Genomic DNA, 12,535 nt, shown 5'->3' with positions numbered 1-12,535 from the left:
CTTAATCGATATAACGTTTACGCTTCTTCTCTTTAAGCTTCAACATATCAATCCAAACAACACTATCAACACAGTCTCCAAAGTCGGGATCAATGCCGAAGTCATAGAAGGTCACGCCGCCAGGCTCGCACAGATCGCTGTATTGTTTGAATAACGTGGGTACAGTCACACCCATGTTCGAAAGCTCTTGCTTCAACACTTTAAAAGCCTCGGCTTGTTCAAGATGATTAAAGAGGCGTTCAAGTTTAGCTTTTTGCACTGGCTTGATCCGATACGGATTAAAAGAGCGGACTAGGTTTATGTTCGCGCCATAATATTGACTAAAGTAATACACCAGCATGTCTTTTGCGTAAGCAGGGTAGTCGTTGCTTAAGCTTACTGAACCGAACAGGTAGCGAATATGTGGGTTCTGGCGGATGTAAGCACCGATTCCGAACCATAAATAATCCAAGCTTCGCTTGCCCCAATACTTGGGTTGTATAAAGCTTCTGCCTAACTCCATCGCGGTTGGAAACTTCTTTTGTAAGCTTTCTTCATAGCTAAACAAGGTTTCTGAGTACAGAGTATGCGATTCATCAAGTTTATGAATATCGGCGATACGATAGCTCCCTACGACTTCCATATCGTTTTTATCCCACAGGACGATGTGTTTGTAATAATAATCGAACTTGTCCATGTCGCGACGATTTCCAGTTCCTTCGCCGACTGCGCGAAAAGCAATTTCTCTCAAACGACCGATTTCTCGCAACAGCGCCGACTCTGAGGTGTCTTCCAGTAGATAAATGCTTTTACCGTCTGAGGTTTCGCCAATCTGCGCACACTGCTTTAATTCTTCAATCAGCACTTTGCGACTTTCAGGGTGAGCTATGGCGCGCTCAGTTTCGAACAGCTCGTCACGTTCACGCTTTAAACCATATACGTGTTGCTTGAAACGAGTAATGCTTTCTTTACTGCTCGGTAACATACCGCTAAAGGATGAGTAAGGAATCATTTTTCCAACCTTGATCGGCAATGTCAGCGATACATTCTTAAACATTTCACGAACTAGGAATAATGCGCTGAGCGGCTTCGCAATCATAGAAAAGCCATAGAAAAAGCGTGAGTTCTTGCCACCCACATGAACCGGTAATATCGGGGCTTTGGTGTGTTTCGCCATTTTCAAGAATCCGGAGCGCCATCTGCCATCACGAATTCCTTTGTAGGATAAACGAGATACCTCACCAGCAGGGAAGAAAATAACAGCTTCCTCTGCTTCTAAAGCTTGCTGAATGTTTTGAAGTTTTGCTTTGGGGTTTTTACCTTTCGTCATATTGTTGATGGGTAAAAAGAAGGGACGTAAGGGCGACATTGACCAAAGTAGCTCGTTAACGACAATTTTGACGTCTTTTCTAACTGAGTGAACCAGTGCAAGCAGAGCAAGTCCATCAAGTGAACCGAGGGGGTGATTCGCGATAATGACCACCCTGCCTGAAACGGGTATGTTTTCTAAGCTTGAGTTAGAAACGGTATAGCTCAGCCCGAGTCGCTGATTAACAACCTCAAGAAAGTCAACGTGTGACATATGCTCGTGTTGTTTGATGAAGTCATTGACTTCGTCTTGGTGAAACAGTCGGGCGAGCAGACGAGTCGCACCCGATTGAAGTTTTGGTGATTTATCAAGCTGTGGAAGGAATTGTTCTACCACTTCTTTGCTGTCAATCATGGCGTCATCTCCCTAGGGAAGTCGTTAGTTAGAGATTTATGACAGTTTCTTTGCAAGTATTTCTTCATAGCTGGCATTATCTAAGGGTAATGTGACAGCGGAATGGCAGACATAAGACGCTTTTGTGACAAAATTTATGGGGTGACAGTCGAGTCCTAACTTGCGACAAACCCTTGTCTCACGTACTATATGGCGTCTTTCGGGCGCTTGATGGAATAGCGCCCAGCAGAGTTTTAAATCATATTGTATTAATCAGACATCAAGCATCAGGCAGAAATTAGAATTATGGCAACTGAAATGCGCAGCCACTACTGTGGTGAATTATCAAAAAACGAAGAAAATCAATCGGTTACTTTATCAGGCTGGGTGCATCGCCGTCGTGACCTTGGTGGCTTAATCTTTTTACAGTTACGCGACCGTACGGGTGTGATCCAAGTGGTTGTAGATCCTGATTTTAAAGAGCTTTTCAGTTTAGCCGAGCAATTACGCAATGAATTTGTGGTTCAGGTAAAAGGCCAAGTGCGTGCACGTCCTGATGATATGGTTAATAAAAACATGGCTTCAGGCGAGATTGAAGTGCTAGCGCAAGAGATTGAAATTCTGAACCGTGCTAAGCCACCAGCCATTCCGATCGACGAAAATTTAGAAGCTTCGGAAGAGCAACGCCTGAAATACCGTTATTTGGATTTGCGTCGTCCTGAAATGGCGCAGAAGATTATATTCCGTCATAAAGTGACTAGTGCTATGCGCCGTTACATGGATGAGCATGGCTTTATTGACGTTGAAACGCCTATTTTGACCAAAGCCACTCCAGAAGGTGCGCGTGACTATTTAGTGCCAAGTCGTGTGCATAAAGGCTCTTTTTATGCGCTGCCACAATCGCCTCAGTTGTTTAAACAGCTGTTGATGATGTCGGGCTTTGACCGCTACTACCAGATTGTTAAGTGTTTCCGTGATGAAGATTTGCGTGCCGATCGCCAGCCAGAATTCACTCAACTGGATATTGAAACGTCATTTCTAAGCCAAGAAGAAATTATGCAGCTGATGGAAGGGCTTATCCGTCACCTGTTCAAAGAACTGAAAGATATCGACCTACCAGAATTTCCGCGTATGCCGTATGCGGAAGCCATGGAGCGTTACGGTTCTGATAAACCAGACTTGCGTATGGACACAGAGTTAGTCACGGTCGATGAATTGGTTAAAAACGTCGAGTTTAAAGTATTCGCTGGCCCTGCTAACGACGAAAAGAGTCGTGTAGCCGCGTTACGTGTTCCGGGCGGCGCACAGTTCAGCCGTAAACAGATCGACGAATACACCAAGTTTGTTGGCGTTTATGGCGCTAAAGGCTTGGCGTGGATGAAGATTAATGGCGCTGGCGCAGAGGGTATTCAAAGCCCAGTGTTAAAGTTCTTGGGCGACGAGGTTGCGCTTAAGATCATCGAAAAAGTGGGCGCAGAAGAAGGCGATATCATCTTCTTCGGTTCAGATACGAAGATGACGGTTGCCGATGCAATGAGCGCGCTTCGTCTGAAAACAGCTCAAGATTTAGAGTTAGTGAAAGACGAGTGGAAGCCGTTATGGGTGGTCGACTTCCCAATGTTTGAAGAAATTGATGGTCAAGTGCATGCATTACACCATCCATTCACCGCGCCGAAGGAAGACGATGTCGATGCTGTGAAAAAGGACCCGACAGGGACTTTATCTAAAGCCTACGACATGGTTCTAAACGGTAGCGAAGTTGGTGGTGGCTCGGTTCGTATTCATAGCGAAGCAATGCAAGAAGCCGTATTTGGTATCCTAGGTATTGATGAAACAGAGCAACGTGAAAAATTTGGTTTCTTGCTCGATGCCTTAAAGTTCGGCTGCCCTCCACATGGTGGTTTGGCATTCGGCTTAGACCGATTAGTCATGTTGATGGTTGGTGCCGACTCTATTCGCGACGTTATCGCGTTCCCGAAAACGACGACAGCCAGCTGCCCATTAACACAGGCGCCAAGTAATATTGAAGACAAGTTACTTGATGAGCTGAGTATCGAAGTTAAGAAGAAAGGCGAGTAACTCAAGGTTTAAGATTCCGTGTCGCAGCACGGAATGACAGTTTAAAGTAGAGTAAATTGTAAAGAAAAGAAGGTTGTTAAGTTCGATTGAATTAGGAAGGCTCAAGGTAGGAGAGCGCTTTGGGCTAAACAATTTCAAGGCATAAAGTTTGAGAGAGTGCGGATTTTACAGCCTGTAAATGACAAGCTCGAACAAACTTTATAACAAAGAAATTGTGACGACCAAAAGTTCGAGAGGAGTATAAAATGGCGGGTCACAGTAAATGGGCTAATATTAAACACCGCAAAGCAGCCCAAGACGCAAAGCGTGGAAAAATATTCACTAAAATCATTCGTGAGCTAGTCGTAGCTGCTCGTGAAGGTGGCGGCGATCCTAATGATAATCCTCGTCTACGTGCCGCAATGGATAAAGCGCTTGGCGCTAACATGAAAAAAGACACCATCGAAAAAGCCGTTGATCGCGGTACAGGTAATGCGGAAGGCGATAACTACGAAGAATTAAACTACGAAGGTTATGGTCCCGGCGGTGTCGCTATTCTTGTAGAGTGTATGACCGATAACAAAAACCGCACCGTTGGTGAAGTGCGCCATGCTTTTACAAAGCATGGGGGTAACTTAGGTACGAGTGGTTCGGTTGCATATCTATTCGATAAGCGTGGTCAATTTGTTTTTGGTGATAATTATAACGAAGACGAGTTGATGGAAGCTGCTCTGGAAGCTGGTGCTGAGGATTTTATTGCTCACGATGATGGTTCATTTGAAGTTTTAACCACACCAGAAGATTTCTTAGACGTTAAAGATGCGCTAAAAGCAGCTGGCTTTGATGCGGAAAATGCCGAAGTTACTATGTTGCCGTCGACTCAAGCTGAACTGGACGTTTCTGAAGGTGCTAAAGTGATTCGCTTGATTGATCGTTTGGAAGAACTGGACGATACTCAAAACGTCTATACGAATGCGGATATACCAGCGGAATCCTACGACAACCTATAGAAATGTTTATATTTGCTGAGGCTTTGTTAAAAGTTGTATAAAAGTGCTCATTTACATTTTGTAAACTCCGCTTTTTATAAAACTTTTGCCGCGCCTCAGCTGCATCTAATTCATTTCTAGATTTGGATAGGCTAGCTTTACTAAGACTCCGTGCGTCTAGTCATTACAACTGACGCTTAAACTCTAATACAACTGAGCACCACCTGGAACGTTTTAGCTCAATAACTAGCTTTCCCCACGCCTCAGCGGCATCTAATTCATTTCTAGCTCATAGGGAAGGTTAGGTGTTTAAGTCTAATCCACACTATGGTTGTTTCAAACAAAATCCCACAGCAATATTTTTTAGTCATGGTATGATATTTTCAATTCATGCATTAACGCACCAGACCATGTCTTTTTGGAATTATAAATGTCGATAATTTTAGGAATCGACCCCGGCTCGCGCATCACAGGCTTTGGAATTATCGAAGTCGGCGGTGATATTCCTGCGAATAAACCACGTTATATAACCAGCGGCTGTATTCGTATTAAGAATGAATCGTTAGATCTTAAGCTAAAACAGATCTTTGATAGCGTGTGTGAGTTGATTCTAGAATTCAAACCTGATGAGTTTGCCATTGAGTCTGTGTTCATGTCGAAAAATGCGGACTCAGCATTGAAACTCGGGCAGGCGCGCGGTGCCGCCATTGTTAGCGCTTCTCACTATGCGTTGCCAGTGTTTGAGTACCCAGCTAGAAAAGTGAAGCAATCCGTGGTTGGTACTGGTGCTGCAGATAAAACACAAGTTCAACACATGGTTAAAATGTTACTTAAATTATCTTCAAGCCCACAAGCTGACGCCGCAGATGCCCTGGCCATCGCGCTTTGTCATGCTAATACCACTCAAGGCTTAGCGCAGCTCAAAGGGGCAAAAACAATAGCAAGAGGACGATTACGTTGATAGGTCGAATACGCGGAACACTGATAGAAAAAACACCGCCATTTATCATTATTGAAACCAGTGCTGGTGTGGGTTACGAAATCCAGGTGCCGATGACAACTTTTTACCAGCTGCCTGAAGAGGGCGCTGAAGCGATTGTTGCCACACACCTTTCTATCTCTGAAAATCTTCATGCGCTTTATGGCTTTATCAGCAATAAAGACAAAACCCTATTTCGTGAGTTAATCAAAGTTAATGGCGTTGGGCCAAAACTAGCGCTAGCGATTTTGTCGGGTATGGAAGCGGATGAGTTTGTGATGACTGTGCACGACGGTAATGTGGATCGACTGGTAAAACTGCCTGGTGTTGGCAAGAAAACGGCCGAACGCTTATTGGTTGAAATGTCCGATCGCTTAAAAGACTGGTCGGTTTCTGGGCTCCCTAGTTCAGGAGAAACCGACGCGCCTGCTTCCAGCGCTCCTCGTACTGGTGACGTTACTCAAGAAGCGGTAAGCGCTCTTGTGGCGTTGGGCTACAAACCCCAACAAGCGAGTAAAGCTGTGGCACAAGTTGAGAGCGAAGGCCTAAAAAGCGAAGAGCTCATTCGTTTGGCATTACGACAATTGGCAGGATAAAAAAAGCTGCACCTAGTGTGCAGCTTTCTATGAATGTTTATTACTATTATTGACGGCTAATCAGCAGCTTGTTGCTTAATTTCTTTTAATTCTTGTAAGTCTACTTTGTAGAAAAAAGCTCGACCATACGTCCTGTCGTCAATCTTCCAGGTTCCATCCATGATGGCTCCATCATGCCTAATCGTTAGGTTGTATTGAATTTGTGTGTTTTCGTTATGCCCATACACCTTGGTAAACTCAATGTACCTTCCTTGCCTTTTGGCGCTGGTATTTACTGCCCACTGTACATATTCATCTTGCCTATTGCGGGGCTCTAAAAAGCTGATTGCAAATTGCTCGCCAAGATCACGAATCACCGCATTAAACATACCTGCTGGTTGCCCCTTAGGTTTGTCATATTCGTAATAACCTACCCAAACACCACTAATATTGGTTAATGCTGATGTATCTTTGCCTACTGATTCTGGCTTAGGTTCCTTTGTTGTGATCGTTTCTCCGAATGCTTCAGCCCATAAAGCGGCTTCTTCTTTCGTGATATGAGAATTTGTACCGGCCGCTTCGGTTGAAAGTGAGGCCAGTAGTAATATTAGAAATAACGATACATACATGACATAGAGTCGTTTCATGCTAGTCCTATCTTATTGTTTTGTATAAATAATATACGTTGAGTCTAAAACTTTTATAGGAATAGGGCAAATGCTTAAAGGTTGCACCGAGGTAAAAGAATCAACTAAACTGCCCCTTTTAACAGAAGCCGAATAAGCGCTATGCCAAAAAATAAGTATCGTTACCAAGAAATACAGCCAATGATGCCTCCAAAGATGATTGCCGCTGCTATTGTGCTGCTGGTTATTGTGATGGGATTGTTTGGCTATATGTATATCGCGCAAGAATTTCTTGAGCAACCAGTTGGTGAAAATGCACTTCCTGCGACATGGGCCTTGGTTATTTTTGTGGGTACTGCACTGTTAACCTACTATGTTTCGCGTCTCAAAATCACCACTCGAGTCAGTAATGACACCCTAACAATGAGCCTAGGGGTGATTGGCAAAAGAAAATTCCCTTTAGACTCAATATCAAGCATTGAAGTCTATGAAGGAAACCCTGCAGCTGATTTTTTGGGTTATGGCTATCGAATTGCGATTAAACAAACAGGGTATATAGGCAGAGCGCCTGACGCAGTTAAAATTGAATTTATGAATGGACAAAGAGCACTAGTGGTGACGACGGATTCCCCACAAAAATTAAAACAGAGCTTGACCGAATCATCTAGCTAACGACTCATTTGATATCATATTTCTGTTTACCGATAAAATAATCTGCATACTGTGGTTTATCGAATAGGTAACCCTGACCGTAGTTAATGCCTATATTTTGTAAAGTTTTAAGCTCTTGAGGTGTTTCGATACCTTCGGCCACAAGCTCAAAGTTTCTATCTTTGGCGAAGCTCTTTAGCGCCTTAATTAAAGACTGCTTTGTTTGATTGCGATAAATATTTTGGGTGAGTGTCATATCAAGTTTGACGATGTCCGGAGAAAGAGCAATCACATGACGTAAACTCGAATAGCCAGCTCCTGCGTCATCAACAGCAACTCTCATCCCTTTCTCTCTGAGAGGAGATAATAATTGTGAAACAGCATGGTAGTCATCAATTAAACTATGTTCAGTAATTTCCAGAACAAGCTGATTCAGAGGAAAATCAGAATTCTGTATTGAGGCTACAAATGATTCTTTTGCGAGTAAGTCAGGAGTAATATTGATATAAAAATTGGTGTCCCTAGGGATAACTGACAAAGCATTTTTAGCTGCAAGAAGAACCTTTTGTGTCGCTTGCTCAGATAGACCAACGTAAACGGCAGACTCAAAAAACTTATCTGGTGGCCACTCTTCGCTGCCACTTTTGATGCGACTTAATGCTTCATAGCCGCTAACTTGGCCTGTATTGAGATCAACAATTGGGTGGAGTTTGACCGTAAAATCATCATTACTGTCTATAATTTTCTTTAACTCACTCTTCAGCTGTGAGTCTTGAGATGCATGACTTTTCTGAATCTCAATGATGGTGGCGCTGATATCAGCCAAGACTTTTACGTACGCCAAGTCTTTCTGGTTAAGCCGAGAATCTGAAACTCCTTTAAAAGCACACAAAGTTCCATAAGTTTTTCCATCGGTTAGCACAACAGGAACGCCAATATAGGAGCCAATGTTAAGGGTTTCAGTAACCTCTAGTTCACGAGTGATTTTGTGTTGCGTGGTACTTTTAATCAGTTGCGGTAGGTGGTTTTGCACTATATGGAAACAATAACTGTCTTCTAGGCTGTCTTCGTCCCCAACCTGTATGTTTGAGTGGTTTGCTTGACTAATAATCTTAAAACGTCGTTTGCCGTTTACGAACTCACTCAGAAATGCCACTTCCATATTGAGATGAAGTCTAAGTGAATTTAATAGCTTTTGTACAAGATCAGTCCAATCGTCATCAAGTGAGTTTAGACTGAGGTCAAAAAAACCTTTTAAAAAATCCAAATTGACGGCATTGCTATTTGTTGAGTCAGTTTCTGAATCCATGTTCACTCCTCTTGAACTAGACTCTGATAAGAGTACTCTTTAATTACGCAAGCTTCAACTGAGGCCCCGTCGGTAATAGTCTAATGGTGAGAAATGTTTTTTCTTTTGGGCTTTTTTGATAACAATGGTTTATCTTTAAGTATTTTTTCGCGAGTTTTGATGTCATGTGGCGTACGTAATAATACAGCCAGTATAACTATCATTAGCCCCGATGAAAATAAAGCACCTTTCTGAAACCCTAGGTAGGAAATCCCAAAAATAATTACGGCGATAAAAACAACCACGAACACGATAATTTTAGTCTTAAGAGAGAGGGCTTGATTGAGCTTACCTCCAACCGGGCGGTTGAAGGCTCTCGTTTTACGCTTATTATTCACTGTAACTATAGTCTCTTTGTTTTACATATAGATTACTCAGTTACTGGCTTTATCGGTATTATCTTCCGCTTTTTTAACACGAATCTTATTGCCATCCACACTTCGAGCATTAAGGTTCTTAACCGCCACCTTGGCTTCACCAGGCTTAGGCATTTCAACAAAACCAAAGCCTTTCGACTTGCCCGTGGCTTTATCCATAACTAATTTGCACCACTGAACAGTACCATACTCTTCAAATAGTTCAGTAACTTGCTCTTCAGTGGTCGTGCGAGCTAGGTTTCTAACCAATATTTTCATATTAAACGTCTAATCAACAAAATGTATAGCGCATCATACCATTTGTCGGTAACGATAGCTTTTGAAATTACGGGCTAAAACTGTTTAAACAATTAAAGCACTTCGTTTGGGCAAGAGGTTGGTTTTTTTTTGTATATACGGTAGTTTTAAGGAAAAGCCATTGACTTGATGCGTCCTTGCAAACAGTATAATCTCGACTTTTAACAAAGTAGTTATCGTATGTGTATTGGCTAATAAAACCTAGAGTAAACAACAAAGCAATTCCACTAACAGCTGATACCATAATTCCCTTAGCTAGCTTTGGATGCTTTATTAAAGCTCCGAGCTCGTGTGCAATTGATGCAATCAAAAAGGCTGATAGGGTAATAAATGCCCCCAAGCTCATGACAAAACCGCGGTTAAAAATGATAACCTCTGGTGGGGTTGCAGAAAAGTGTCTAAGTGCTAGTCCAACTGAAGATATTGCAGCATACCCAGAAAGCACTGATAGAACAAGGAGCACTAAAATACCAAAATAGTTAATTAGTTTTTGTTTTAGTGGGGGCATTTCATCTTCCAAAGCTAGGTACTGATCTTTTAGTTGATTCGCTGATCCAGTTTATAATTTTGCGTTTGCCATATTCTATGGTGTAGTCAACAACATGGCCTAATGCTTCGCCTGTTACGCTAAGCGCTTCTTTTTTCTTCTCTTCAATATTGTTCTTTAAATTTTGTTCAGCTTGATCCAAAGCAGCAACGAGCTTTTCTGTAATTTTATACTTCTTATCAAGGTAATCTAGGCCAACTGTTGCAATAAAGCCGATTGCAACTACAGCAATTAATGGTCCAGCAGCAAAAACAGCAACAGCTTCGGTTGTAGCCAATGCGATCGAAAGCCCCGTGGAGATTGCTATTTTGGTAATGTCAGTTGCAAGTGAGCCTATCAGTTGGTTTAAGGTTGTTCTATCATTCAAGAAGTAATCTGCCACCCTGTACGACGACATTATGGCTACTGAAAACAAGCCCCCTGTTTTTGCCGCACCAATCGCTCCACTCTTACCTAAGCCCATGGTAACGACCTTGGTGTTATTGGCGGCATATTTTGTACCGGTTAGAACTTTTCGTAGTCTAGGATTACCTTTAAGAATAATGTGGGTGTTTCCGCCGTATGTTTTGTAATAAGCTTTAACACCAACTGCCCCAAGATCACCTACTAGCCTCGAAACTGAGGCTGCTCCTTGAGCGTGAGGTGCAAAGTTAGCAGCAGCCCCCAATTTTACTCTTGTGTTTTTCCCAAGAGTTTTTATCGGACTGTTTGAAGTGGACGCCTGATTCTTTGAGAATAGCATCAAAAGCATCAATGGATAAGACGAAAACTTCATGACGATTAGTTTTTAGTTTGTGTTTTAAGGGGTGGGTCTGAACTGAGTTAGACATAGCGATCCTTGCTTTAGATTTATTTAAGATGTAATTAAATCATAAACTATTGCCTATTGAAATACAGGTATTGGAGTATATTCCAAAAATCGTCGCGATTGACTTGCGGAGTACCAGCTAGCTAATCTAATTGTTTAATGTATTGTCGTTACTTCTGTTTTGAGCGTCTAATTCCATCTTCCTCAGCTCTTTTTTGTGATCGAGATAGGCCGCATACATAACAAAAATGACGCCTGCAATAACGCAAATACTTAAGAATCCCCATAAACCCATAATAAACTCCGCTTTTAATGATTAGCTATTAACCTTGTCCTGACTGATATCAGAGCATCCTATATCCAGTAACGCTATCTAAAACTAGTCTTCTGACTTATCTTTCCATTGGCCCCAAGGATCGCTACTGCTCGATGAGCTTTTGCTCGAACGGTGGCTCTTAGACCGATTATCAGAGCGCCCACCTCTGCTTTTATTATAGCCACCGCTACGTGGAGCGCCAGAGCTTTTGTTATAGCCAGCGTTGCGCCCAAACTTCTTGCCGCCGCCTTTATTGTACTCCGCGGCTTTCTTAGCGCGTTTTTCTTGCAACTTTTCAGCATCTTCCAAACTTAATTTAGCTGGCTCACCAACTTTTTCGTCATCAGAGACAATGCGGTCGCGTGGCGGGATATGGAACTGCTCGGACGATACAGGCGGTAGGTTTTTATACTGATACATATAAAAAGCCTCGACTTTTTCACGCGCCCAGTCGGTTTTCTTAAGGAATTTAACACTGGACTCGACGCTAGGATTGGTCTTGAAGCAATTTAAGTTTAAATAAGCGTGCAGGATCTCAAAGCCATAATGCTCAGAGAGTTCAGTGACCAAGGCTTTTAAGCCAACGCCGTTTAAAGGATTATTCTTATAATTAACTTCTTCAGACATACAGGTTTCCAGCAGAGGAGGGGCGATATAAGCCCATTATAGCTGGGATAGCGGAGATAAGCACGAAAAGCCGAGAGTTACTTTTGTCATTCTAATTGTACTCTGACCCCATTAATTAAAGTAATATCTTGATAGATATCCGGTAATGGCAATGATTAAAACTAGGTTGAATGCCCCAACAAAATAACCAAACATCTTAGCGCTTTGATTTTATTTACTCTGACCCCATTTATTCTACTTTGATTTTATTTACTCTGACCCCATTTATTCCCATTTATTCTTCCAATTAGTGCGATGAGCACAAAGTGATCGCTTCGTTATCAATTTTCCACTCACCATTTTCTTTGATAAAGACTATATATGAGGAGCTACAACTGTTAGCAAAGGGGCTTGAGGGAGGCTTTTGTGTATATCTGCAAAGCCCAAGCTTTTGATTCTGACTCCTAAACCATGCTTCTTTTCTATTAGGGCTTCTGGATTCATAGGCTTTGCTTAACTGCTTTAACATTGTTGAACGTTCAGTAATTAATGACCAATTAGATTCTTTAAAATAATCACAACTTTGCTTTATGATTCTAGTAGAGCAGCCAGAAGTTAAAGCAGTTATTATAAAAAGTGCGATGTATTTATTCATCGGTTAAGCACTCTGACCCCAT

14 protein-coding genes are annotated in these 12,535 nt (G+C 42.2%); 5 read left to right on the top strand and 9 right to left on the bottom strand.

Annotated features, from left to right (window positions below; all coding sequences use genetic code 11):
* Position 1 precedes the first annotated feature (1 nt).
* A complete protein-coding gene (locus TQ33_RS07855) occupies positions 2-1,702 on the bottom strand; it encodes a lysophospholipid acyltransferase family protein (protein WP_046561564.1) in 1,701 nt (566 codons plus the stop codon).
* A gap of 297 nt (positions 1,703-1,999) precedes the next feature.
* Here TQ33_RS07855 and aspS point away from each other — a divergent pair, with 297 nt between their 5' ends.
* From aspS to ruvA, 4 genes are all read left to right on the top strand, one after another.
* Positions 2,000-3,760, top strand: a complete 1,761-nt coding sequence (gene aspS, locus TQ33_RS07850; protein WP_046561563.1) for an aspartate--tRNA ligase — start codon at positions 2,000-2,002, stop codon at positions 3,758-3,760.
* 245 nt (positions 3,761-4,005) lie between these two features.
* Positions 4,006-4,749, top strand: coding sequence for a YebC/PmpR family DNA-binding transcriptional regulator (locus tag TQ33_RS07845; protein ID WP_046561562.1), 744 nt, complete (start codon positions 4,006-4,008; stop codon positions 4,747-4,749).
* A 409-nt stretch (positions 4,750-5,158) separates the two neighbouring features.
* Positions 5,159-5,689: a crossover junction endodeoxyribonuclease RuvC gene (gene ruvC, locus TQ33_RS07840; protein WP_046561561.1), complete on the top strand. Its 531-nt coding sequence runs from the start codon at positions 5,159-5,161 to the stop codon at positions 5,687-5,689.
* Entirely contained in the window at positions 5,686-6,303 is a 618-nt protein-coding gene (gene ruvA / locus TQ33_RS07835) for a Holliday junction branch migration protein RuvA (RefSeq protein ID WP_046561560.1), read from the top strand. The genes ruvC and ruvA overlap by 4 nt, the downstream gene beginning before the upstream one ends.
* Before the next feature lie 56 nt (positions 6,304-6,359).
* Here the strand turns inward: ruvA and TQ33_RS07830 are convergent, their stop codons facing one another.
* The gene (locus tag TQ33_RS07830; RefSeq protein WP_046561559.1) at positions 6,360-6,929 is read right to left on the bottom strand and encodes a hypothetical protein; all 570 of its coding nucleotides are present in this window, start codon (positions 6,927-6,929) and stop codon (positions 6,360-6,362) included.
* Positions 6,930-7,070: 141 nt separating this feature from the next.
* Between TQ33_RS07830 and TQ33_RS07825 the strand changes: the two genes are divergently transcribed.
* On the top strand, positions 7,071-7,580 hold the full coding sequence (locus TQ33_RS07825; protein ID WP_046561558.1) for a YdbT family protein: 510 nt from the start codon (positions 7,071-7,073) through the stop codon (positions 7,578-7,580).
* A 4-nt stretch (positions 7,581-7,584) separates the two neighbouring features.
* Here TQ33_RS07825 and TQ33_RS07820 read toward each other — a convergent pair whose 3' ends face one another.
* From TQ33_RS07820 to TQ33_RS07795, 7 genes are all read right to left on the bottom strand, one after another.
* A complete protein-coding gene (locus TQ33_RS07820) occupies positions 7,585-8,868 on the bottom strand; it encodes a sensor domain-containing phosphodiesterase (RefSeq protein WP_052735250.1) in 1,284 nt (427 codons plus the stop codon).
* Positions 8,869-8,948: 80 nt separating this feature from the next.
* Entirely contained in the window at positions 8,949-9,245 is a 297-nt protein-coding gene (locus tag TQ33_RS07815) for a hypothetical protein (RefSeq protein ID WP_046561557.1), read from the bottom strand.
* Positions 9,246-9,281: 36 nt separating this feature from the next.
* Positions 9,282-9,542: an RNA recognition motif domain-containing protein gene (locus TQ33_RS07810; protein ID WP_046561556.1), complete on the bottom strand. Its 261-nt coding sequence runs from the start codon at positions 9,540-9,542 to the stop codon at positions 9,282-9,284.
* Between the two features lie 67 nt (positions 9,543-9,609).
* Positions 9,610-10,089, bottom strand: a complete 480-nt coding sequence (locus TQ33_RS07805) for a hypothetical protein (RefSeq protein ID WP_046561555.1) — start codon at positions 10,087-10,089, stop codon at positions 9,610-9,612.
* Between the two features lies 1 nt (position 10,090).
* Positions 10,091-10,795 (bottom strand): hypothetical protein, encoded by a 705-nt coding sequence (locus tag TQ33_RS07800; protein ID WP_052735249.1) that lies wholly within the window; start codon positions 10,793-10,795, stop codon positions 10,091-10,093.
* Positions 10,779-10,958: a hypothetical protein gene (locus TQ33_RS11910; protein ID WP_052735248.1), complete on the bottom strand. Its 180-nt coding sequence runs from the start codon at positions 10,956-10,958 to the stop codon at positions 10,779-10,781. Before TQ33_RS11910 ends, TQ33_RS07800 begins: the two co-directional genes overlap by 17 nt.
* Positions 10,959-11,315: 357 nt before the next feature.
* Positions 11,316-11,879 (bottom strand): VF530 family protein, encoded by a 564-nt coding sequence (locus TQ33_RS07795; protein ID WP_046561554.1) that lies wholly within the window; start codon positions 11,877-11,879, stop codon positions 11,316-11,318.
* Positions 11,880-12,535 lie beyond the last annotated feature (656 nt).

The organism is Kangiella geojedonensis (genome assembly GCF_000981765.1).
Classification (GTDB): Bacteria; Pseudomonadota; Gammaproteobacteria; order Enterobacterales; family Kangiellaceae; genus Kangiella; species Kangiella geojedonensis.
This window is presented reverse-complemented; position numbering and strand designations above follow the sequence as displayed.

Coding starts and splice junctions, on each gene's coding strand:
- TQ33_RS07855 (WP_046561564.1), bottom strand. CDS start 1,702: ATGATTGACAGCAAAGAAGTGGTAGAACAATTCCTTCCACAGCTTGAT.
- aspS (WP_046561563.1), top strand. CDS start 2,000: ATGCGCAGCCACTACTGTGGTGAATTATCAAAAAACGAAGAAAATCAA.
- TQ33_RS07845 (WP_046561562.1), top strand. CDS start 4,006: ATGGCGGGTCACAGTAAATGGGCTAATATTAAACACCGCAAAGCAGCC.
- ruvC (WP_046561561.1), top strand. CDS start 5,159: ATGTCGATAATTTTAGGAATCGACCCCGGCTCGCGCATCACAGGCTTT.
- TQ33_RS07830 (WP_046561559.1), bottom strand. CDS start 6,929: ATGAAACGACTCTATGTCATGTATGTATCGTTATTTCTAATATTACTA.
- TQ33_RS07825 (WP_046561558.1), top strand. CDS start 7,071: ATGCCAAAAAATAAGTATCGTTACCAAGAAATACAGCCAATGATGCCT.
- TQ33_RS07820 (WP_052735250.1), bottom strand. CDS start 8,868: ATGGATTCAGAAACTGACTCAACAAATAGCAATGCCGTCAATTTGGAT.
- TQ33_RS07810 (WP_046561556.1), bottom strand. CDS start 9,542: ATGAAAATATTGGTTAGAAACCTAGCTCGCACGACCACTGAAGAGCAA.
- TQ33_RS07805 (WP_046561555.1), bottom strand. CDS start 10,089: ATGCCCCCACTAAAACAAAAACTAATTAACTATTTTGGTATTTTAGTG.
- TQ33_RS11910 (WP_052735248.1), bottom strand. CDS start 10,958: ATGTCTAACTCAGTTCAGACCCACCCCTTAAAACACAAACTAAAAACT.
- TQ33_RS07795 (WP_046561554.1), bottom strand. CDS start 11,879: ATGTCTGAAGAAGTTAATTATAAGAATAATCCTTTAAACGGCGTTGGC.